This is a genomic window from Streptomyces sp. NBC_00386, assembly GCF_036063235.1.
Lineage (GTDB): Bacteria > Actinomycetota > Actinomycetes > Streptomycetales > Streptomycetaceae > Streptomyces.
The window spans coordinates 6,062,013-6,081,599 of the sequence record NZ_CP107950.1 but is presented as its reverse complement, the minus strand read 5'-3'; the positions used below and the strand labels follow the sequence as shown (position 1 = coordinate 6,081,599).

Sequence of the window (19,587 nt, the reverse complement as noted above, 5' to 3'; positions counted from 1 at the left end):
GGTTGAACCGGCACCCCTCCCGGGGAAGTACGGCGGGGGCCGCGTGTACCGCGTCCGTGGTACGAACGGGCCATGGAGCTGCGCCGCGCCGCCACCGTCCTGGAACTGACCGCCGCCGAGTACCTCTTCGACTCCCCCGTGCGTCCCGAGTGGGCCCGGCGGTTCCTGGAGGCGCAGGGCCATCATCTGTTCCTGGCCTACGAGGGCGAGGTGCCGGTCGGCTTCGTCAGCGGGGTCGAGACGGTCCATCCGGACAAGGGCACCGAGATGTTCCTGTACGAGCTGGCGGTGGCGGAGCCCTTCCGGAGGCGGGGCACCGGGCGGGCGCTGGTCCGCGAACTCGCCGCCCTGGCCCGGGAACGCGGCTGCTACGGCATGTGGGTGGGCGTGGACAGCGGAAACGACGTCGCCCTCGCCACGTACCGCAGCGCGGGTGGCGAGGACGACGGGAGGTGCACGGTGGTGACGTGGGTGTTCGGCTGAGGTTCCCGCGGGGCGCCGGGGCCCGGCGCGAGGAGGCCGGGCGGGCGGACCGTCGCGGTTACGCCTGCGCGTCCTCCGGGATCGACACCAGCCAGCGGGTGTCGCGGCGCGGACGCAGGTAGAAGGCCCAGTACAGGGTGGCTACGGCGGTGATGCCGCCGGTCCACAGCAGGTACTGCGTCTCCTGCTGGGTGAGGACGTAGGCGAGGACGACGATCAGCAGGATCGGCATCGCGGGCCACAGCGGCATCCGCCAGGCGGGGGTGTGGCGGTGGTGGCCGCGCCGGGCGAGCAGGGCGGCGACCGCGACGAGCAGGTACATGGCGGTCACCGACACGCCCGTGACGCCGTACAGGGTGTCGAGGTTGACGAAGCAGAGGGCGGCGCCGGGGACGCCCACGAGCAGGGTGGCGACCCAGGGGGAGCCGAACCGGCCGAGCCTGGACAGGCCGTTGCTGACCGGCTCGGGCCACGCCTTGTCGCGGGCCGAGGCGAACAGGACGCGCGAGTTCTGGATGACCATGACGATGCCCGCGTTGATGATCGCGAGGGCGACGCAGAGGCTGACGAAGGTGCCGACGGCCGAGTTGGACCAGGCGGTGACCATGCTGCTGATGTCGCCGCCGGTGAGCTCCTTGATGTCGGAGGCGCCCATGGTGATGGCGACGACCGGGACCAGGATGACGACCGTGGAGATGGCGAGGGTGGCCAGCACCGTGCGGGCGACGTTGCGGCGCGGGTTCTCCAGCTCCTCGGAGAGGTAGACGGCGGTCGAGAAGCCCTGGGTGGCGAAGAGGGCGATGGCGAGCCCGGAGATGACGAGCATGGCCGTCACGGCGTCGGTGTGTGTGCCGGTCCCGGCGACCTGCATGGAGGTCAGGCTGCCCAGGCCGCGGTGGCTGTGCGTGAAGCCCAGCAGGGCCACCACACCGGCGGCGACGACTTCGAGGACCAGGAAGATGCCGGTGATCCAGGCGTTGGCGCGCAGGTCGAGCAGTCCGGCGAGGGTGGCCAGCAGCATCACGCCGGCACCGGTCATCGCCGGGTCGAGGTGCACCAGCGGGGCGAGGTAGTCGGCGGTGCCGATGGCGATCACCGGCGGGACGATCATGACCACGAGCAGGGACATCACGAAGACGAGCCAGCCCGCGAGCCGTCCGGCCATCGTGGAGACCATGGCGTACTCGCCGCCCGCGCTGGGGATGAGGGTGCCCAGCTCCGAGTAGCAGAACGCCACGGCGACGCAGAGGAGCGAGCCGATCGCGATCGTGAGGGCGGTCGCGGTGCCGAGCGAGCCGAAGAGGTCGGGGATGACCACGAACAGCGTCGAGGCCGGGGTCACGCAGGACAGCGTCAGCAGGGTGCCACCGACGACGCCTATGGAACGCTTGAGTGTCTTCGGGTTCCCGGTCTCCGCGGGGGCGGCGTCCAGGACGGCGGTCTCTGCGGGGCGGAGCGTGTCGGTCATCAAGCGGTTCCGATCGACTCGTGCGTCAGGTGGTTCGGGCGGGAGCGATATCGCCTCCGGCGGCTCGCGTCGTACTTCGTTCTCGTCCGCTCCCGCGCCGATGGAACCTTGACGGAAACCGTTGCGTCAATGGCCGTTCACCTACGGAATCCGCAGGAGCGAAGCGGCGCACGCCACATCGCATTCTCAGGTGACAGCGCCACCATGTTGCAATCATCAAAGATTCACGAAGAGTGACCTTGCTTTCGAAGGTTAAGCAAGCGAGTCACCTACATCACCCGGTTCATCCGCATGAACGGGAATCGTTGTGGGGTCGTCAAAAAAACGTCAAGCCGTCCGCATAGCGGACGGCTTGACGAGGTGGGCCAGGAGGGGTCCGGCGGGACCTCAGTGGTTGCGGGGGAAGCCCAGGTCGACGCCCGCCGGCGCCTCCGACGGGTCCGGCCAGCGGGTGGTGACGACCTTGCCGCGGGTGTAGAAGTGCGTGCCGTCGTTGCCGTAGATGTGGTGGTCCCCGAAGAGGGAGTCCTTCCAGCCGCCGAAGGAGTGGTAGCCCACCGGCACCGGGATCGGCACGTTCACGCCGACCATGCCCGCCTCGATCTCCAGCTGGAAGCGGCGGGCGGCGCCGCCGTCCCGGGTGAAGATCGCGGTGCCGTTGCCGAAGGGGGACGCGTTGATCAGCGCCACGCCCTCGTCGTAGGTGTCCACGCGCAGCACGCACAGCACCGGGCCGAAGATCTCGTCCTTGTACGCGTCCGCCGTCACCGGAACGCGGTCCAGCAGCGAGAGGCCGATCCAGTGGCCGTCCTCGTACCCGTCGACCGTGTAGCCCGTGCCGTCGAGGACGACCTCGGAGCCCTGGTCGGCGGCGCCCTTCACGTACGACGCCACCTTGTCGCGGTGGACGGCCGTGATGAGCGGGCCCATCTCCGACGTCGGGTCGTTGCCGGGGCCGATCTTGATCTTCTCGGCGCGCTCGCGGATCTTGGCCACCAGCTCGTCGCCGATGGAGCCGACCGCCACGACCGCGGAGATCGCCATGCAGCGCTCGCCGGCCGAGCCGTACGCGGCGGAGACGGCGGCGTCGGCGGCCGCGTCCAGGTCGGCGTCCGGCAGGACCAGCATGTGGTTCTTGGCACCGCCGAGAGCCTGGACCCGCTTGTGGTTCGCGGCGGCGGTGGTGTGGATGTAGCGGGCGATCGGCGTCGAGCCGACGAAGGACACCGCCTTGACGTCCGGGTGCTCCAGGAGGCGGTCGACGGCCACCTTGTCACCGTGCACGACGTTGAAGACACCGTCGGGCAGACCGGCCTCGGCCAGCAGCTCGGCGAGCTTCATGGCGGCCGACGGGTCCTTCTCCGAGGGCTTGAGGACGAAGGTGTTGCCGCAGGCGATGGCGAGCGGGAACATCCACATCGGCACCATGGCCGGGAAGTTGAACGGCGTGATGCCCGCGACGACGCCGAGCGGCTGCCGGATCGACGCCACGTCGACCTTGGAGGCCACCTCGGTCGACAGCTCGCCCTTCAGCTGCACGGTGATCCCGCAGGCCAGGTCGACGATCTCCAGGCCGCGCGCGACCTCGCCGAGCGCGTCCGAGTGCACCTTGCCGTGCTCGGCGGTGATCAGCTCGGCGATCGCGTCCCGGTTGGCGTCGAGCAGCGCGCGGAACTTGAACAGGATCGTGGAACGCTTGGCCAGCGAGGACTGTCCCCAGGTCGCGTAGGCGTCCTTCGCGGCGGCGACCGCGGCGTCGACCTCCTCGACGCTCGCGAACGCGACCTTCGTGGTCACGGCGCCGGTCGCCGGGTCGGTGACCGGCCCGTACGTACCCGACGCACCCTCGACGGTCTTGCCGGCGATCCAGTGGTCGACGGTCTTCGTCATGGCCATGCACTCCTTCACAGATGGCGGCGTCGGGCGGCGACGTGCCGGTCGTACTCCTCACGGGCCTTGACCGCCGACGGTCGGGTCGCGGTCTCGGCCACAGGTACATCCCACCAGGCCTGGGCCGGGGGCGCGCCCGACACTGTGTCTGCCGTTTCGGTCTCCACGTAGACACAAGTGGGAGTGTCCGCCCCGCGCGCCTCGGCCAGGGCCGCCCGCAGGTCACGCACGGTCCTCGCGCGAAGGACCCGCATCCCCAGACTGGCCGCGTTGGCCGCGAGATCGACCGGCAGCGGCGCTCCTGTGTAGGTACGGTCGGCGGCCAGACGGCGGTACGCCGTGCCCAGGCGCTCGCCGCCCACGGACTCCGAGAGCCCGCCGATGGACGCGTACCCGTGGTTCTGCAGGATGACCACCTTGATCGCGACACCCTCCTGGACCGCGGTGACGATCTCGGTCGGCATCATCAGATACGTGCCGTCGCCGACCAGCGCCCACACCGGCCGGTCCGGGGCCGCCATCCGCACCCCGATCGCGGCCGGGATCTCGTAGCCCATGCACGAATAGCCGTACTCGACGTGGTACTGGTCCCGCGACCGCGCCCGCCACAGTTTGTGCAGGTCACCGGGGAGCGAACCGGCCGCGTTGATCAGGATGTCCTCGTCGGTGACCAGCTCGTCGAGGACGCCGAGAACCTGCGGCTGGGTGGGCCGGATGTCGATGTCCTCGGCCTCGTAGGCCGCGTCGACGCGGTACTCCCAGCGCTCCTTGTCGTCCGTGTACTCGGTGACGTACGCGGGCTCCGCGCGGTGGCGGTGCGGCCCCAGCGCCTCGGTGAGCGCTTCCAGACCCGCACGGGCGTCGGCGATCAGCGGAGAGCCGGCGAGCTTGTGACCGTCGTACGGAGCGATGTTGAGGTTGAGGAAGCGGACGCCCGAGGCCGTGAACAGCGTGCCCGAGGCGGTGGTGAAGTCGGTGTAGCGGGTGCCGACCCCGATCACCAGGTCGGCGGTGCGGGCGAGCTCGTCGGCGGTCGCCGTGCCGGTGTGCCCGATGCCGCCGACGTCCTGGGGGTGGTCCCAGCGCAGCGAGCCCTTGCCCGCCTGGGTGGAGGCGACGGGAATGCCGGTGGCCGAGGCGAACGCGGCGAGCGCCTCCTCGGCACGGCTGTGGTGGACGCCGCCGCCCGCGACGATCAGCGGACGCCGGGCGCCGCGGACCGCCTCGACGGCCCGGGCCAGCTCCACGGCGTCGGGCGCCTGGCGCCGTACGGTCCAGGTCCGCTCGGCGAAGAACTCCTCGGGCCAGTCGTACGCCTCCGCCTGCACGTCCTGGGGCAGGGCGAGCGTGACGGCGCCGGTGTCGACGGGGTCGGTGAGCACGCGCATCGCCTGGAGGGCCGCCGGGATCAGGGCCTCGGGGCGGGTGATCCGGTCGAAGTACTTCGACACCGGGCGCAGACAGTCGTTGACCGAGACGTCCCCGGCGAAGGGGACCTCCAGCTGCTGGAGCACCGGGTCGGCGGGGCGGGCCGCGAAGACGTCGCCGGGCAGGAGCAGCACCGGCAGGTGGTTGACGGTGGCGAGCGCGGCGCCGGTGACGAGGTTGGTGGCGCCGGGCCCGATGGAGGTGGTCACGGCGTGCGCCGACAGCCGGCCGCACTGACGGGCGTAGCCGACGGCCGCGTGCACCATGGCCTGTTCGTTGCGTCCCTGGTGGTACGGCATCACGGGGGGTGCGGAGGGTGTCCCCCCGCCGGGCACCGTGGCGTACTCGACGAGCGCCTGGCCGATCCCGGCGACGTTGCCGTGGCCGAAGATGCCCCAGGTGGCGCCGATCAGCCGACGGCGCGCGCCGTCCCGTTCGGTGTACTGCGCGGCCAGGAACCGCACCAGCGCCTGCGCGACCGTCAGCCTCGTCGTCGAGGTCATCGGTATCCCCCTGTGCCCTTCGCGTGTCCCGGGTGGAAGCGGATCCGCCACTCCCTGTCCCCGCCCGGCCCCGCCATGACGTTCAGGTAGTACATGGTGTGACCGGGCTGGGCGATGGACGGGCCGTGCCATCCGTCGGGGACGAGGACGGCATCGCCGGTGCGGACCTCGGCCAGGACGTCCGCACCGCCCTCGCGGGAGGGGAACACGCGCTGATAGCCGAAACCGTCCGGTCCGTCGATCTCGAAGTAGTAGATCTCCTCCAGCAGGGACTCGACGCCGGGCAGGTGTTCGTCGTGCTTGTGCGGCGGATACGAGGACCAGTTGCCGCCGGGGGTGATCACCTCCACGGCGATGAGCCGGTCGCACGCGAAGACGTCCGCGGCGGCGAAGTTGCGCACCTGGCGGGCGCAGTTGCCGCTGCCGCGGTCTTCGACGGGAACCTCCGGCGCGGGGCCGTAGCGGGCGGGGAGTCGGCGCTCGCACTTCGCTCCTGCCAGGGCGAAGCGGCCTCCCGCGCCGGAGGCGATCTGGGCCCGGGCCTCACGGGGAACGTACGCGAAGTCGGAGACTCCGTCGAACACGCTCCGCCTGCCCAGGAGTTGGAACTCCTTCTCGTCCGTACCGTCCTTGGCGCGCACCGTGCAGCCGCCGTCGAGCGGGAGCACGATCCACTCGCTGTCCCCGGTGGTGAAGGTGTGGGTGCCGCCGGGTGCCAGCTCCACGATCCGCAGGCTGCTGTGGGTCCAGCCGGCCCGTTCGGGGTCGATGTCGAGGGCGTAGTGGGCGTCGGCGGCGGTGCCCGCGGGCACGTACAGCTCGTTGCTCGGACGACTCATGCGGCCCTCACAGAAGTCCTACGGCGGTGTCCACGGCCGCGGCGACATCGCCGTCCGCGGGGTACAGCAGCGAACGGCCCACCACCAGGCCCTGCACGGTGGGGAGTTGGAGCGCCCCGCGCCATTTCTCGTACGCACCCTCCTGGTCCTCGCCGACGTCGCCGCCGAGCAGGACGGCGGGCAGCGTGGAGGTCTCCATGACCCGGGCCATGTCGTCGGGGTTCTCGGTGACGGGGACCTTCAGCCAGGTGTACGCCGAACTGCCGCCCAGGCCGCCGGCGATGGCGATGGACTTGGTGACGGCCTCGGCGCTCAGATCGTTGCGCAGGGAACCGTCGTCCCGGCGACGGCAGAGGAACGGTTCGACGAAGACCGGAAGCCGCCGTTCGGCCATGTCGTCGATCACGCGGGCGGCGGACTCCAGGGTGCGCAGCGACCCGGGATCGTCGTAGTCGACGCGCAGCAGCAGTTTGCCGGCGTCGAAACCGAACCGTTCGATGTCCCTCGGACGGTGGCCGGTGAACCGGTCGTCCATCTCGAAGGCGGAGCCCGCGAGTCCGCCCCGGTTCATCGAGCCGATGACCACCTTGCCGTCGAGCACGCCGAGCAGCAGCAGGTCGTCCAGTATGTCGGCGGTGGCGAGCACACCGTCCACCCCGGGGCGCGAGAGCGCGACGCACAGGCGCTCCAGCAGACCGGCGCGCCCCGCCATGGCCAGCTTCCGGTCGCCGACGGCCAGCATGCCGCGTGCCGGATGGTCCGCGGCGACGATCATCAGCCGTCCGGAGCCGTCGACCAGCGGCCGCCGCACCCGTCGGGCGGCGGCCTCCGCGATGGCCTCGGGGTGGCGGGCGCGGGTCCGGGCGAGGGCGGAGGCGTCGACGCGCACGGACGCGGGCCCGTCGCCGCCCTGTTCGAGGCGGGCTCCCCCGACGTGGCCGGCCCTCACCGCACCGCTCCGGCGGCGAGGGCCTGTTCGATCTCGCGCGGGGTGGGCATCGCGGAGGAGCACTCCAGCCGGGAGGCGACGATGGCGCCCGCCGCGTTCGCGTGGCGCATGGTCTTCTCCAGGTCCCAGCCGGCGAGCAGTCCGTGGCAGAGGGAGCCGCCGAACGCGTCGCCGGCACCGAGGCCGTTGAGGACCTCGACCGGGAGGGGCGGGACCTCGGCGGTGGTGCCGTCTCGGTGGACGGCGAGGACGCCCTTCGGGCCCTGTTTCACCACGGCGAGCTCGGCACCGGCTTCGAGGAGGGCGGCGGCGGCGGCGTGCGGCTCGCGTTCTCCCGTGGCGACCTCGACCTCGTCGAGGTTGCCGACGGCGACGGTGGCGTGGCGCAGGGCCTCCGCGTAGAAGGGGCGCGCAAAGGAGGCCGGGTCGTCCGGGGCCGGGTTCTCCCGGGTTGTTCCTGTCCGGGCCGTGTCTGTCCGGGCCGTGGCCACCGAGGCTGCGCTTGTCCAGGCTGCGTTTGTCCAAAACATGGGGCGCCAGTCGAGGTCGAAGACCGTCGTACCGGAGCGGGCCCGGTGGGCCAGGGCGGCGAGGGTGGCCGTGCGGCTGGGCTCCGCGCTCAGGCCCGTGCCCGTCATCCAGAAGACACGGGCGTCGCGCACGGCGTCGAGGTCGAGTTCGTCGACACGGATCTCCAGGTCGGGGGCCTTGGGCTCGCGGTAGAAGTACAGCGGGAAGTCGTCCGGCGGGAAGATCTCGCAGAAGGTGACCGGGGTCGGCAGTCCCTGGACCGCGGTGACCCAGCGGTCGTCGACACCGAAGTCGCGCAGCGCCTCGCGCAGATAGGTTCCGAAGGGATCCGCACCCGTTCGGGTGACGACGGCCGTACGCCGTCCGAGCCGCGCGGCCGCCACCGCGACGTTGGTCGCCGAGCCGCCGAGGAACTTGCCGAAGGAGGTCACCCGGGACAGCGGGACACCCGTCTGCAACGGGTAGAGGTCCACACCGATCCGCCCCATGGTGATCAGCTCGTACGCCATCGAGTTCCCTTCTCCGCGGCCCCTGCGGCTGCCCCCAGGTCTAGTCCCGCGAGGGGACCCTGTCAACGTTTTGTCCAGACATTCGGACCAGGGCTTGACACCTCCCGGGAGCCGCCGGAAGCTGACGCCCATGACGTCGTTGCCGCCGCAGTCATCGCCGCAGCCACCCTCCGGACCCTCACCGAGGTCGTCACCGCGGTCGTCACCTCCTTCCTCACTGTCGCGCATCCGGATCGGTTCGGCTCCCGACTCCTGGGGCGTCTGGTTCCCCGACGACCCCGGGCAGGTCCCCTGGCAGCGTTTCCTCGACGAGGTCTCCGTATCCGGCTACGAGTGGATCGAGCTCGGCCCGTACGGCTATCTGCCCACCGATCCGGACGTCCTGCGGGAGGAGACCGCCCGGCGCGGGCTCAGCGTCTCGGCGGGCACCGTCTTCACCGGGCTGCACCGGGGTCCCGACGTGTGGGAGTCCACCTGGGCGCACGTCTCGGACATCGCGGAGCTCGCCCAGGCGGTGGGCGCCGGGCATCTCGTGGTCATCCCGGCCTTCTGGCGGGACGACAAGACCGGCGCGGTGCTGGAGGACAGCGTCCTGACGCCGACGCAGTGGCGCGATCTGACCGCCCAGACCGAGCGGCTCGCCCATGAGGTGCGCGAGCGCTACGGGCTGCGTGTCGTCGTCCATCCGCACGCCGACACGCACATCGACAGCGAGGAGAACGTCACCCGTTTCCTCGACGCGACCGACTCCTCGCTGGTGTCGCTCTGTCTGGACACGGGCCACTACGCCTACTGCGGCGGCGACAGCGTCAAGCTCATCGAGACGTACGGCGAACGCGTCGGCTACCTCCACCTCAAGCAGGTGGACCCGCAGGTGCTGGCCGGGGTGCGGGCCGAGGAGCTGCCGTTCGGGCCCGCCGTCGCACGCGGCGTGATGTGCGAACCGCCCTCCGGCGTACCGGCTCTGGAACCCGTCCTCGCCGCCGCGCAGAACCTCGGCGTCGAGCTCTTCGCGATCGTCGAGCAGGACATGTACCCGTGCCCGCCGGACAAGCCGCTGCCCATCGCCCGGCGCACCCGGGCGTTCCTGCGGTCCTGCGGGGCCTGACGCCCGTCCTCCGGGGCACCCGGACTCCCGGCCCGCCGGGGTGCTCGGGCCCGGCGGGCCATCGGCGCCACCGGGCCGGCCCGCCGGGCGGCGGCCGAAAAGCAGCCGGCGCCTCCGCCCCGCTCCGCTCCGCCCGCTCCACCCCCTCCAGCCCGCTACCGCCAATGCGTCACTCGTGTCACAAAGAACACCCCTGTGTCACACATGTCGCGTTTACGCGGGTCTTGGGTCACACCCGGTCGACAGTCACAGCCCGGCGCTCACGCTGCGTCGTTCACCGGGCACACGCTTTGTGATCACCAGCGCAGCGCCCGGCTCCCCCGACGACCGTCCCAGGCCGCCGCCGCGGCGCGCGCGGGGAGGTGCCACTCATGACCGACCGCACGCTCTGGTCGTACAAGGAGATCGCCGCGCACATCAAGGTGCAGCCGGACACCGTCCGGTCCTACCGCAAGCACGGGCTGCTGCCGCCGCCCGACCACGTCGAAGCCGGAAAGCCTTACTGGTACGCCGACACCGTCCGTGCCTGGGTCGCCGCCCGCCCGGGAAACCGGGGCCGCAGCGACAAGTGACCCTGCGCGCGGGGTTCCCGGGCGTCGGGCCCCTCTCCTGGCGGCGCCTCACCTCCGGGTGGGGCGCCGCCCCGAATTCGATTGCCGTCGTGCCGGCCGCCCGTCGATGATCCACCGATGAGCTTCTCCGAGAAACCCGTCCTCAGCGGCGAGAAGACCCTGCTTCGGCCGTTCACGCCCGACGACGTCCCCGTGATGACCGAGATCCTCAACGACCCCGAGGTCCTGCGGCTCACCGGCAGCCCCGACGAGGAGCTGGGGCCGGAGCGGCTGCGCTCCTGGTACGGGACGCGCAACGACCAGCCGGACCGGCTGGACCTCGGCGTGGTGGACCGCGCCACCGGTGAACTGGTCGGCGAGGCCGTCCTCCACGAGTGGGACCGGCACAACCACAACTGCGTGTTCCGCATCCTCATCGGGCCGCGCGGCCGGGACCGGGGGCTCGGCACCGAGGCCACCCGGCTCATCGTCGGACACGCCTTCGAGCAACTGGCCCTGCACCGCGTCTCGCTGTACGTCTTCGCCTTCAACCACCGCGCCCGCCGCGCCTACGAGAAGGCCGGCTTCGTGGCCGAGGGGATCGAACGCCAGACGCTGCTCCAGGGCGGCGAGTGGATCGACGCCGTACGGATGTCGGTCCTGGCCCACGAGTGGGCCGCCCACCGGGGACATCCCACCGGCCCGACGGCCGTCAGCTCCACGGCTCGATGACCGTCACCCCCGATCCCGGTGCCGAGCCCATCGCCGCCAGTGCCGCCGGTGCCGCGTCCAGGGTGATGGTGGACGTCACCAGGAGGTCGGGCCGGAGGGTCCCGGCGCGGACCGACTCCAGCAGCGGCGGATAGGCGTGGGCCGCCATCCCGTGGCTGCCGAGGAGTTCGAGTTCGAGGGCGATCACCCGGGCCATCGGGACCGGGGTGACACCGGTCGGTGAGGGCAGCAGGCCGACCTGGACATGCCGGCCGCGGCGGCGCAGGCCCTCGACCGAGGCCGCGCAGGTGCCGGGCGATCCGAGGGCGTCCAGCGACACGTGCGCGCCACCGCCGGTGAGTTCACGGACCGCCCGCGCCGGGTCGGCCACGGCGGAGGCGTCCACGCACTCCTCCGCCCCGAACCTCCGCGCCAGACCGAGCGCCGCGGAGGACACGTCGACGGCCACGACGCGCGCCCCGGAGGCCGCCGCGATCATCACCGCCGAAAGGCCCACGCCGCCGCAGCCATACACCGCGACCCACTCCCCCGGGGCCGCCCTCCCCTGTGCGACCACCGCCCGGAACGCCGTGGCGAACCGGCATCCCAGCGAGGCCGCCGTCGCGAAGGACAGCTCCGGCGGCAGCGGGATCAGGTTCACCTCCGCGTGGTCGAGCGCCACGTACTGGGCGAAGGAGCCCCAGTGCGTGAAGCCCGGCTGGGTCTGGCGCTCGCACACCTGCTGGTCGCCCGCCGCGCAGGCGGGGCAGCTTCCGCAGGCGCAGACGAACGGGACGGTGACCCGGTCGCCGGGGCGATGGCCGCTCACCCCGGCGCCCACCGCCTCGATCACCCCGGCCAGTTCATGGCCCGGCACGTGCGGCAGTGTGATGTCCGGGTCGTGGCCCATCCAGCCGTGCCAGTCGCTGCGGCACAGTCCCGTGGCCTCGACCCGCACCACCACCCCGTGCTCCGCGGGCGCCGGGTCCGCCACCTCCCGGACCTCGGCCGGCTCCCCGTACCGCTCGAACACCACTGCCCGCATCCGCTCCCGCCCTCCACTCGGAGATCAGCTCCCGCGGAAACGCTATCCGCGTGCCTCGGCCCTGTCCCGGCCGGACTCCGCCGACTCTTCCGGCACCGCGTCCGGGGCCGGCCCGGCCTTGGACACCGCGTCCGGGGCCGGCTCCGGTGTCTCCGCCTCGCTGAGGCCGAACCGGTCGTGAAAGCGCCGCAGGGGTCCCGGCGCCCACCAGGTGGCCGTGCCCGTCAGACGCATGACCGCCGGGACCAGCAGGCTCCGGACGACCATCGCGTCCATCAGGACGGCCAGCGCGACGCCCAGTCCGAGCATCTTGGTGTTGGCCACCCGGGAGGTGCCGATGGCGACCATCACCACCGCGAGGATGACCGCGGCCGCGGTGATCAGTCCTCCGGTGCGCTGGAGTCCGAAGCGGACCGCCTCCCGGTGGTCGCCGGTGTGGTCGTACTCCTCCTTGATGCGGGAGAGGAGGAAGACGCCGTAGTCCATGGAGAGGCCGAAGGCCACGCAGAACATCAGGACCGGGAGGGTCGTCTCGATCGACCCGGAGCTGGTGAAGTCGAGGAGGCCGGAGAGATGGCCGTCCTGGAAGACCCAGACCACCGCGCCGAACATCGCGGTCAGACTCAGCGCGTTGAGCAGGACCGCCTGGACCGGGATCAGCACGCTGCCCGTCAGCAGGAACACCAGGAGCAGGGTGACGATGGTGATGAAGGCGATCGCCCACGGGAGCCGGTCGGCTATCGCGTGCTTGGAGTCGACCAGAACGGCCGCGGTGCCGGTCACGGAGGTGTCGAACGGGGCGTCGGCCGCCCGGAGTTCGCCCACCAGCCGCTGGGCCCCCTCGTCCACGGCCTCGCCCTTGGGCAGCACCGAGAAGTAGGCGGCGTCGCCCTTCACCAGCGGGCCGTCCACACGCAGCACCTCGGGCAGCGCGGCGATCCGCTCCCGGTACCGGGCGTACTCCGTCCGCGTCGCGCTCCCCTCGGCCAGGACCTCCAGAGCGCCGCCGGGGCTGCCCGGGAAGCCGTCGCGGATGTGCTGCTGGACGATGTGCGACTCCGCGCCCGAGGGCAGCTGACGGTCGTCGGCCGTGCCGAACTTCACGCCCAGGAAGGGCAGTCCGAGCACGATGAGGCCGGCCGTGGTGGCCACCGCGAAGAGCGGTGCCCTGCGCATGACGAGGGCGGCCATGCGGCCCCACGCTGCCCCGCCGCCGGCCGGGTCCTGCCTTCCGCGCCGGAACAGACGCCGCAGGTCCAGGGAGTTCACCCGGTCGCCGAGGAGCATCAGCGCGGCGGGAAGCAGGATCAGGGCGGCGGCCGCGGCGAGCAGCACGACGGCGATGCCCGCGTAGGCGAAGGAGCGCAGGAAGTACTGCGGGAAGACCAGCATCGCGGCCAGCGACACGGCGACCGTGAGGGAGGAGAAGAGAACGGTCCGGCCCGCGGTGCGCAGGGTGACACCGACCGCGGCGCGCGGCGGGGCCCCGGTGGCCAGTTCCTCGCGGAATCTGCGGACGATGAACAGGGCGTAGTCGATGGCGAGGCCGAGACCGAGGGCCGTCGTCAGGTTCATCGCGAAGACCGAGACGTCCGTGACCTCGGTGAGTCCGCGCAGCACGGCGTTGGTGCCGAGGATCGCGATGATCCCGACCCCGAGCGGGAGCAGGGCCGCGACGGCGCTGCCGAAGACCATGACCAGCAGCAGGAGGGTCACCGGGAGGGCGATCATCTCGGCCCGGGTGAGGTCCTCCTTGATGGTCGTCTGCATCTCGTGCCGTACGGCGATCGGTCCGCCGACCTCGACCTCGACGGGCCCGCTCTTTCCTCGGTAGGAGGGTGCGAGGCGGTCCAGGGTGTCGGCCGCGGCCGTCTCGTCGCCGGTGATCCGGGCGGCGATCAGCGCTTCGTGGCCGTCGCGCGCCTTGAGCGCGGGTGAACCGGACTGCCAGTACGAACCGACGCCGGTGACGCCGTGCTCGGCGGCCAGACGTGCCGCGATCCGCTTCGCCTCCGCGGCGACCGAGGGGTCGTCGACCGAGGCCCCGCCCGCGTCGAGGAGGAGCAGCAGATTGGGCTGCGAGGCGGGGAACTCCCGTTCCAGTGCCTTGGTCGCGTACGTGGACTGCGCGGTGGGGTCCTCCCAGCCGCCGCTGCCCAGCCGGTCCGCGACCCCGCTGCCGGCGACCACGGCGAGCGCGGTCAGCAGGAGGGCGACGAGCAGCGAGAGCCGTGGCCGCGCGGTCACGAACCGGGTCCAGCCTCCGAGGCGTGCACCCCCGCCCGTACCGCCGCCCGAGTCCGTGGCGCCGCCCGTACCCGTTCCCCCGCCCCCGCCGTCGCCCGGATCCTTGCCGGGCCTCTTCGCGGGCCCGTCGTCCGCGCCGTCGACTTCGGACATGATGCGGTGTCCCCTTCACCGTGACCCGATGACCCGCATCCGTGCAGGCATCATGGATCGCCCATTGCCATAGACTGGCAAACACGAGTCGTCGCTCGCGTTTTTCAAGAATGCGAGTGACCGCTCGTATTTGTCAATCGTGTCCCGAGAAGCTGGGGATGACCCGTGCCCGAGAATCAGCAGACCGAGGAGTCCCCGGAGCACCCGCAGCCGGCCGAGGAGAAGCCACGCCGCCGCCAGGCCCGCGGCGAGCGCCGCGTCGCCCAGCTCCTGGAAGCGGCGGCCTCGGTGTTCTGCCGGTCCGGCTACACCGCGGCGAGCACCAATGCCATCGCCCGCGAGGCCGGCGTCTCACCCGGCACGCTCTACCAGTTCTTCCCGAACAAGGAGGCCATCGCCGTCGGCCTCAGCGACCAGCTCCTCGACCACTGGGCCCGGTCGCACGGACAGGCGCTCGCCCAGGAGAACGCCGGCCTCCCGCTGGACCGGATGCTCGACGCGGTCCTCGACCCGCTGATCGCGTTCAACGTCGAGAACCCGGCCTTCGCCGTCCTGATGCACGGCGCCGACACCCCGGGGGTGATCGTCGAGGAGATCGGCACCCTGCACGGCGCCCTCCTCGCCCGCGTCGAGGAGATGATCGCGGCCCGCCTGCCGGGCATGCCCTCCACCGAGCGCACCCGCACGGCGAACATGACGGTCCACCTGTTCAAGGCCGGTCTCACCCTGGTCATGTCCCACGAGGGCGCCGAACGGGACGCCTACATCGCGGAGCTGAAGACGGTCATGCACCGCTATCTGGAGCCGCTGCTCGCAAGCGGGTCACCCGCCGGACACTGAGCCGCGCCGGACGGGGCCAACGCCAGCGCTCCGGCCTGCGACATCAGGGATATGTGTCATAAGGTTCGGACAAATCGATCAGTGATCCGCGGCATCGATCCGTCCGCGCGCCCCCGCGTCCCGCACCAGGGGCCGCCCCGACGCGCCGGAACGCGGGTCCCCCGTCCGAGCCCGCGGGCCGCCCCGAGGGACAGAGGGATGGCCGTGACCCAGAATCAGCCACCGGGCACACCCCGGGCCCGCATTCCCGGACCGCAGCAGCCCCCACGGCCGTACCCCCGGATCCCCGCCGGTCTCTGGAAGCGCTGCCTGGGCATCGGCCTGGCCCTCTGGGCGCTGACCGCGGTCGTCACGTACGCCACGGCGGACGTCACGCCGCTGCCGACCCTGATCCTGCTCGGCGGCTTCCTCGTGCCCGTCTCCTTCGCACTCTGGGCGTACGAGCGGCACGGCCGCGACCTGGGCACGAGTGCGGTCCTCGGCTGCTTCCTGGCCGGCGGCGCCCTGGGCGTGCTCGGCACCTCGGTGACGGAGTACCAGCTCACCCGCCCTTCGCTGTGGACGTACGTGGGCACCGGACTCGCCGAGGAGGCCGTGAAGCTCGGCGCGCTGATGTTCCTGCTGAGCCGGCACACCCGGATCCGCGGACCACGGGCCGGTCTGGTGCTCGGCGCGACGCTCGGATTCGGCTTCGCGGCCCTGGAGAGCGCGGGCCACGTCTTCGACGCGGCCGTGTCCCTGCAGGGCGTCGGCCTGCGCACGCTCCTGGAGACCGAGATCCTGCGCGGGGTGCTCACCCCGTTCGGACCCGGCCTGTGGACCGCGGTCACCGGCGCGGCCCTGCTGGCGCGGCGCCGCGCCGACGGGCGCTTCCGCCTCACCGCCCGACTGGCCGGCGCCTGCCTCGGCGCCTCCCTGCTGCACGCGCTGTGGGACTCCACGCACGGGATCGCGCTGTGGCTGGTGACCCGGCTCACCCGCGCCGGACTCGACGGAACGCGTTTCACCCCGGGCCGGCTGCCGCGGTCCACCGGCGGACAGGACCACCTCTTCACCCTGTTCTCGGTGGGCGGCCTGTTCCTCGTCGCGATCGTGGGGCTGGCCTGGGCACGCTCGCTGGCGCACCGCGACGCTGCTTGGAAAAATACCCCCTAGGGGTATAGTGTGGTGAACATCGAGGGGAACCCTGGGTTCCCAGGGATCCCTCCCGTACGCGCACGCCACAGAACGCCTCGATGAGGAGTAACGCCATGACCGCCCAGACCGGCACCCCGGGTTCCGTCACCACCGTCTACCAGGTGAGCGGCATGAGCTGCGGACACTGTGAAGGCTCCGTCAGCGGCGAGATCTCCGCGATCCCCGGCGTGAGCTCGGTGAAGGCCGTCGCCTCGACCGGCGAGGTCACCGTCGTCTCCGCGGCCGCGGTCGACGAGAGCGCCGTCCGCGCCGCGGTCGACGAGGCGGGCTTCGAGCTCGTCGGCCAGGCCTGAGCGAGCCCGCAGCTCTTCCTCTCCGTACCGGGCCGTGCCGACCGGCTGATACCGGCTCTGCGCGACCCGGCCCCTTCCTGGAGCCGCACCATGACCACCGCAGCACCCGAGACGCCGATAGGCACGGCCTCGGAGATCGAGCTCTCCATCGGCGGGATGACCTGCGCCTCCTGCGCGGCCCGCGTCGAGAAGAAGCTCAACCGCATGGACGGCGTCACCGCCACGGTCAACTTCGCGACGGAGAAGGCCAAGGTCTCCTACCCCGAGGGGGTACGGGTCGCCGATCTGATCGCGACCGTGGTCAAGACGGGCTACACCGCCGAGGAACCCCCGCCGCCCGCGCCGCCCGAACAGGAGGCGCCTCCCGCCGACGACGATCCCGAGACGGCCTCCCTGCGCGAGCGGCTGACCGTCTCCGCGGTGCTCGCCCTGCCCGTCGTCCTCATGTCGATGATCCCGGCCCTCCAGTTCGAGAACTGGCAGTGGCTCTCCCTGACGCTCGCCGCGCCCGTGGTGGTCTGGGGCGGGCTGCCCTTCCACCGGGCCGCCGTGACGAACGCGCGGCACGGCGCGGCCACCATGGACACCCTGGTGTCGGTCGGCACCCTCGCCGCGTTCGGCTGGTCCCTGTGGGCGCTCTTCTTCGGCGACGCGGGGATGCCGGGCATGCGGCACGGCTTCGAGTTCACCGTCTCCCGTACGGACGGCGCCTCCACGCTCTACCTGGAGGTCGCCGCGGGCGTCGTCGCGTTCATCCTGCTCGGCCGTTTCCTGGAGGCCCGCTCCAAGCGGCGCGCCGGAGCGGCGCTGCGGGCGCTGCTGGAGCTCGGCGCCAAGGACGTCGGCGTCCTGCGGGACGGCCGTGAGGTCCGCGTCCCCGTGGCGCGGCTGGCGGTCGGCGACCGCTTCGTCGTCCGGCCCGGCGAGAAGATCGCCACCGACGGGACCGTCGTCGAGGGCACGTCGGCCGTGGACGCGTCCATGCTGACCGGGGAGTCGGTGCCGGTGGACGTGGGCGTCGGGGACGCCGTCACCGGTGCGACCGTGAACGCCGGGGGCCGGCTCGTCGTCGAGGCGGGCCGGATCGGCTCGGACACCCAGCTCGCCCGGATGGCCCGGCTCGTCGAGGACGCGCAGAACGGCAAGGCCGAGGTGCAGCGTCTCGCCGACCGGATCTCCGGGGTCTTCGTACCCGTCGTGCTGGTCATCGCGCTCGGCACCTTCGGGGCCTGGATCGCGGTCACCGGGGACACGGTCGCGGCCTTCACCGCCGCCGTCGCGGTGCTGATCATCGCCTGCCCGTGCGCGCTCGGCCTGGCCACCCCGACCGCCCTGATGGTCGGCACCGGCCGCGGCGCCCAGCTCGGCATCCTGATCAAGGGGCCCGAGGTCCTGGAGTCCACCCGCCGGGTCGACACCGTCCTGCTGGACAAGACCGGCACGGTGACGACGGGCCGCATGAGCCTGCACGAGGTCCACGTCGCCGGGGGACGGGCCGAGGAAGACGTCCTGCGGCTCGCGGGAGCCCTGGAACACGCCTCGGAGCATCCGGTTGCCCGAGCGATCGCCACAGGCGCTCAGGAGCGCGTCGGTGACCTTCCGGCGCCCGAGCACTTCGAGAACGTGCCGGGGCGAGGCGTGCGCGGGCGGGTGGACGGCCGCGACGTCACCGTCGGCCGGTTCCCGGGCGCGCTGCCGGCAACGCTTGCGGACGCGAAGAACGCGGCCGAGGCGGCGGGCCGTACTGCCGTCGTGGTCATCCTGGACGGCACGGCGGCGGGCGTGCTGGCCGTCGCCGACACGGTCAAGGAGACCAGCGCCGAGGCCGTGCGCGAACTGCGGGACCTCGGTCTCACGCCGATGCTGCTGACCGGGGACAACCGGGCGGTCGCCGAGGCCGTGGCACGGGAGGTCGGCATCGCCCCGGCCGACGTGTTCGCCGAGGTGCTGCCCGAGGACAAGGTCGCCGTGGTCCAGCGGCTGCGGGGCGAGGGGCGGACGGTCGCGATGGTCGGCGACGGGGTGAACGACGCGGCGGCGCTCGCCACCGCCGATCTGGGCCTCGCGATGGGCACGGGGACGGACGCGGCGATCGAGGCGAGCGATCTGACGCTCGTGCGCGGGGATCTGCGGGTGGCCGCGGACGCGATCCGGCTGGCCCGCGCCACACTGTCGACGATCAAGGGAAATCTGGTCTGGGCCTTCGGCTACAACGTGGCGGCGCTTCCGCTGGCCGCAGCCGGCCTGCTGAACCCCATGATCGCGGGAGCGGCGATGGCCTTCTCGTCGGTCTTCGTGGTCACGAACAGCCTTCGACTGCGAGCATTCGCGTGACGACAGACCACGAGTCCCCCTAGAGTCCAACGAGAGCCTCACATAAGCTCTTCACAAGGCTCGCGCATCTTCCTTACGATTGGTCCTCGATTCCCATATCGGGGCTCTTGCGTATCTTCAGGACATATGCAAGAGATCCAGATCACAGTGATGTGAACGTAACCACCGAAGGGGTTCGTCAGTCTAAGTTGGCGATGTCAGAAGCGTCTTGGGGGGCGTGACTGGCATCTGGGGATGTCTTGGGGGACGTTCCCGGAAATTGCGTCGCCGGGGCACGTACAGCGGGGAGCTTTGAGCGGCCCTCCCGATCCGTACGCGTCCCGGCAGATCGCACCCGCACCACCGCAGTACGGCGAGCACCGCTCGCCCGGCTCACCGCCGGCTCGTGCCGGCACACAGCGATTCAGGCGCTGTCCACAGACGCCCGGCCGGATCCCGTGGGGGGAATCCGCACCGGGACAAGGAAAGCGCCCTGACTGCCGGCCCGTGGGGGGACCAGTAGCAGGGC

At 71.8% G+C, this 19,587-nt stretch carries 16 protein-coding genes; 8 read left to right on the top strand and 8 right to left on the bottom strand.

Annotation, left to right across the window (positions count from 1 at the left end; genetic code table 11):
- Nucleotides 1-72: 72 nt before the first annotated feature.
- A complete protein-coding gene (locus OG780_RS26730; protein ID WP_328452285.1) occupies nucleotides 73-483 on the top strand; it encodes a GNAT family N-acetyltransferase in 411 nt (136 codons plus the stop codon).
- A 58-nt stretch (nucleotides 484-541) separates the two neighbouring features.
- Here the strand turns inward: OG780_RS26730 and OG780_RS26725 are convergent, their stop codons facing one another.
- The 6 genes from OG780_RS26725 to iolC all read right to left on the bottom strand — a co-directional run bounded on the left by OG780_RS26725 (nucleotide 542) and on the right by iolC (nucleotide 8,600).
- Nucleotides 542-1,951, bottom strand: a complete 1,410-nt coding sequence (locus tag OG780_RS26725; RefSeq protein ID WP_328452283.1) for an APC family permease — start codon at nucleotides 1,949-1,951, stop codon at nucleotides 542-544.
- A 387-nt stretch (nucleotides 1,952-2,338) separates the two neighbouring features.
- Nucleotides 2,339-3,841: a CoA-acylating methylmalonate-semialdehyde dehydrogenase gene (gene mmsA / locus OG780_RS26720; RefSeq protein WP_328452281.1), complete on the bottom strand. Its 1,503-nt coding sequence runs from the start codon at nucleotides 3,839-3,841 to the stop codon at nucleotides 2,339-2,341.
- 14 nt (nucleotides 3,842-3,855) lie between these two features.
- Nucleotides 3,856-5,772, bottom strand: a complete 1,917-nt coding sequence (gene iolD, locus OG780_RS26715; RefSeq protein WP_328452280.1) for a 3D-(3,5/4)-trihydroxycyclohexane-1,2-dione acylhydrolase (decyclizing) — start codon at nucleotides 5,770-5,772, stop codon at nucleotides 3,856-3,858.
- Nucleotides 5,769-6,611: a 5-deoxy-glucuronate isomerase gene (gene iolB, locus OG780_RS26710; RefSeq protein WP_328452278.1), complete on the bottom strand. Its 843-nt coding sequence runs from the start codon at nucleotides 6,609-6,611 to the stop codon at nucleotides 5,769-5,771. The genes iolD and iolB overlap by 4 nt, the downstream gene beginning before the upstream one ends.
- Nucleotides 6,612-6,618: 7 nt before the next feature.
- Entirely contained in the window at nucleotides 6,619-7,500 is an 882-nt protein-coding gene (locus OG780_RS26705; RefSeq protein WP_328458407.1) for a Cgl0159 family (beta/alpha)8-fold protein, read from the bottom strand.
- Nucleotides 7,501-7,556: 56 nt separating this feature from the next.
- Entirely contained in the window at nucleotides 7,557-8,600 is a 1,044-nt protein-coding gene (gene iolC, locus OG780_RS26700; RefSeq protein ID WP_328452276.1) for a 5-dehydro-2-deoxygluconokinase, read from the bottom strand.
- Nucleotides 8,601-8,730: 130 nt separating this feature from the next.
- Between iolC and OG780_RS26695 the strand changes: the two genes are divergently transcribed.
- The 3 genes from OG780_RS26695 (at nucleotide 8,731) to OG780_RS26685 (ending at nucleotide 10,991) form a co-directional block, all read left to right on the top strand.
- A complete protein-coding gene (locus tag OG780_RS26695; RefSeq protein WP_328452274.1) occupies nucleotides 8,731-9,708 on the top strand; it encodes a sugar phosphate isomerase/epimerase family protein in 978 nt (325 codons plus the stop codon).
- A gap of 371 nt (nucleotides 9,709-10,079) precedes the next feature.
- Nucleotides 10,080-10,280: a helix-turn-helix transcriptional regulator gene (locus tag OG780_RS26690; RefSeq protein ID WP_326787649.1), complete on the top strand. Its 201-nt coding sequence runs from the start codon at nucleotides 10,080-10,082 to the stop codon at nucleotides 10,278-10,280.
- Nucleotides 10,281-10,397: 117 nt separating this feature from the next.
- Nucleotides 10,398-10,991: a GNAT family N-acetyltransferase gene (locus OG780_RS26685; protein ID WP_328452271.1), complete on the top strand. Its 594-nt coding sequence runs from the start codon at nucleotides 10,398-10,400 to the stop codon at nucleotides 10,989-10,991.
- Here OG780_RS26685 and OG780_RS26680 read toward each other — a convergent pair.
- Both OG780_RS26680 and OG780_RS26675 read right to left on the bottom strand, forming a co-directional pair.
- Nucleotides 10,972-12,015, bottom strand: a complete 1,044-nt coding sequence (locus OG780_RS26680; RefSeq protein WP_328452269.1) for a zinc-dependent alcohol dehydrogenase family protein — start codon at nucleotides 12,013-12,015, stop codon at nucleotides 10,972-10,974. The two genes, OG780_RS26685 and OG780_RS26680, sit on opposite strands and share 20 nt — an antisense overlap.
- A gap of 42 nt (nucleotides 12,016-12,057) precedes the next feature.
- Nucleotides 12,058-14,415 carry an MMPL family transporter gene (locus OG780_RS26675; RefSeq protein ID WP_328452267.1) on the bottom strand — a complete coding sequence of 786 codons (2,358 nt, stop codon included), beginning with the start codon at nucleotides 14,413-14,415 and terminating at the stop codon, nucleotides 12,058-12,060.
- A 165-nt stretch (nucleotides 14,416-14,580) separates the two neighbouring features.
- Between OG780_RS26675 and OG780_RS26670 the strand changes: the two genes are divergently transcribed.
- From OG780_RS26670 to OG780_RS26655, 4 genes are all read left to right on the top strand, one after another.
- Nucleotides 14,581-15,255 carry a TetR/AcrR family transcriptional regulator gene (locus tag OG780_RS26670; RefSeq protein ID WP_328452265.1) on the top strand — a complete coding sequence of 225 codons (675 nt, stop codon included), beginning with the start codon at nucleotides 14,581-14,583 and terminating at the stop codon, nucleotides 15,253-15,255.
- Between the two features lie 204 nt (nucleotides 15,256-15,459).
- A complete protein-coding gene (locus OG780_RS26665; protein ID WP_328452263.1) occupies nucleotides 15,460-16,410 on the top strand; it encodes a PrsW family intramembrane metalloprotease in 951 nt (316 codons plus the stop codon).
- Nucleotides 16,411-16,505: 95 nt separating this feature from the next.
- A complete protein-coding gene (locus tag OG780_RS26660; RefSeq protein ID WP_328452261.1) occupies nucleotides 16,506-16,745 on the top strand; it encodes a heavy-metal-associated domain-containing protein in 240 nt (79 codons plus the stop codon).
- 90 nt (nucleotides 16,746-16,835) lie between these two features.
- A complete protein-coding gene (locus OG780_RS26655) occupies nucleotides 16,836-19,079 on the top strand; it encodes a heavy metal translocating P-type ATPase (RefSeq protein ID WP_328452259.1) in 2,244 nt (747 codons plus the stop codon).
- The last annotated feature ends 508 nt before the right edge of the window (nucleotides 19,080-19,587 follow it).

What these genes read in the sequence shown, in the direction of transcription:
- OG780_RS26680 (WP_328452269.1), bottom strand. Translation starts at nt 12,015, where the DNA reads ATGCGGGCAGTGGTGTTCGAGCGGTACGGGGAGCCGGCCGAGGTCCGG.
- OG780_RS26675 (WP_328452267.1), bottom strand. Translation starts at nt 14,415, where the DNA reads ATGTCCGAAGTCGACGGCGCGGACGACGGGCCCGCGAAGAGGCCCGGC.
- OG780_RS26660 (WP_328452261.1), top strand. Translation starts at nt 16,506, where the DNA reads ATGACCGCCCAGACCGGCACCCCGGGTTCCGTCACCACCGTCTACCAG.
- iolD (WP_328452280.1), bottom strand. Translation starts at nt 5,772, where the DNA reads ATGACCTCGACGACGAGGCTGACGGTCGCGCAGGCGCTGGTGCGGTTC.
- OG780_RS26655 (WP_328452259.1), top strand. Translation starts at nt 16,836, where the DNA reads ATGACCACCGCAGCACCCGAGACGCCGATAGGCACGGCCTCGGAGATC.
- iolB (WP_328452278.1), bottom strand. Translation starts at nt 6,611, where the DNA reads ATGAGTCGTCCGAGCAACGAGCTGTACGTGCCCGCGGGCACCGCCGCC.
- OG780_RS26695 (WP_328452274.1), top strand. Translation starts at nt 8,731, where the DNA reads ATGACGTCGTTGCCGCCGCAGTCATCGCCGCAGCCACCCTCCGGACCC.
- OG780_RS26725 (WP_328452283.1), bottom strand. Translation starts at nt 1,951, where the DNA reads ATGACCGACACGCTCCGCCCCGCAGAGACCGCCGTCCTGGACGCCGCC.
- OG780_RS26690 (WP_326787649.1), top strand. Translation starts at nt 10,080, where the DNA reads ATGACCGACCGCACGCTCTGGTCGTACAAGGAGATCGCCGCGCACATC.
- OG780_RS26730 (WP_328452285.1), top strand. Translation starts at nt 73, where the DNA reads ATGGAGCTGCGCCGCGCCGCCACCGTCCTGGAACTGACCGCCGCCGAG.
- OG780_RS26685 (WP_328452271.1), top strand. Translation starts at nt 10,398, where the DNA reads ATGAGCTTCTCCGAGAAACCCGTCCTCAGCGGCGAGAAGACCCTGCTT.
- iolC (WP_328452276.1), bottom strand. Translation starts at nt 8,600, where the DNA reads ATGGCGTACGAGCTGATCACCATGGGGCGGATCGGTGTGGACCTCTAC.
- mmsA (WP_328452281.1), bottom strand. Translation starts at nt 3,841, where the DNA reads ATGACGAAGACCGTCGACCACTGGATCGCCGGCAAGACCGTCGAGGGT.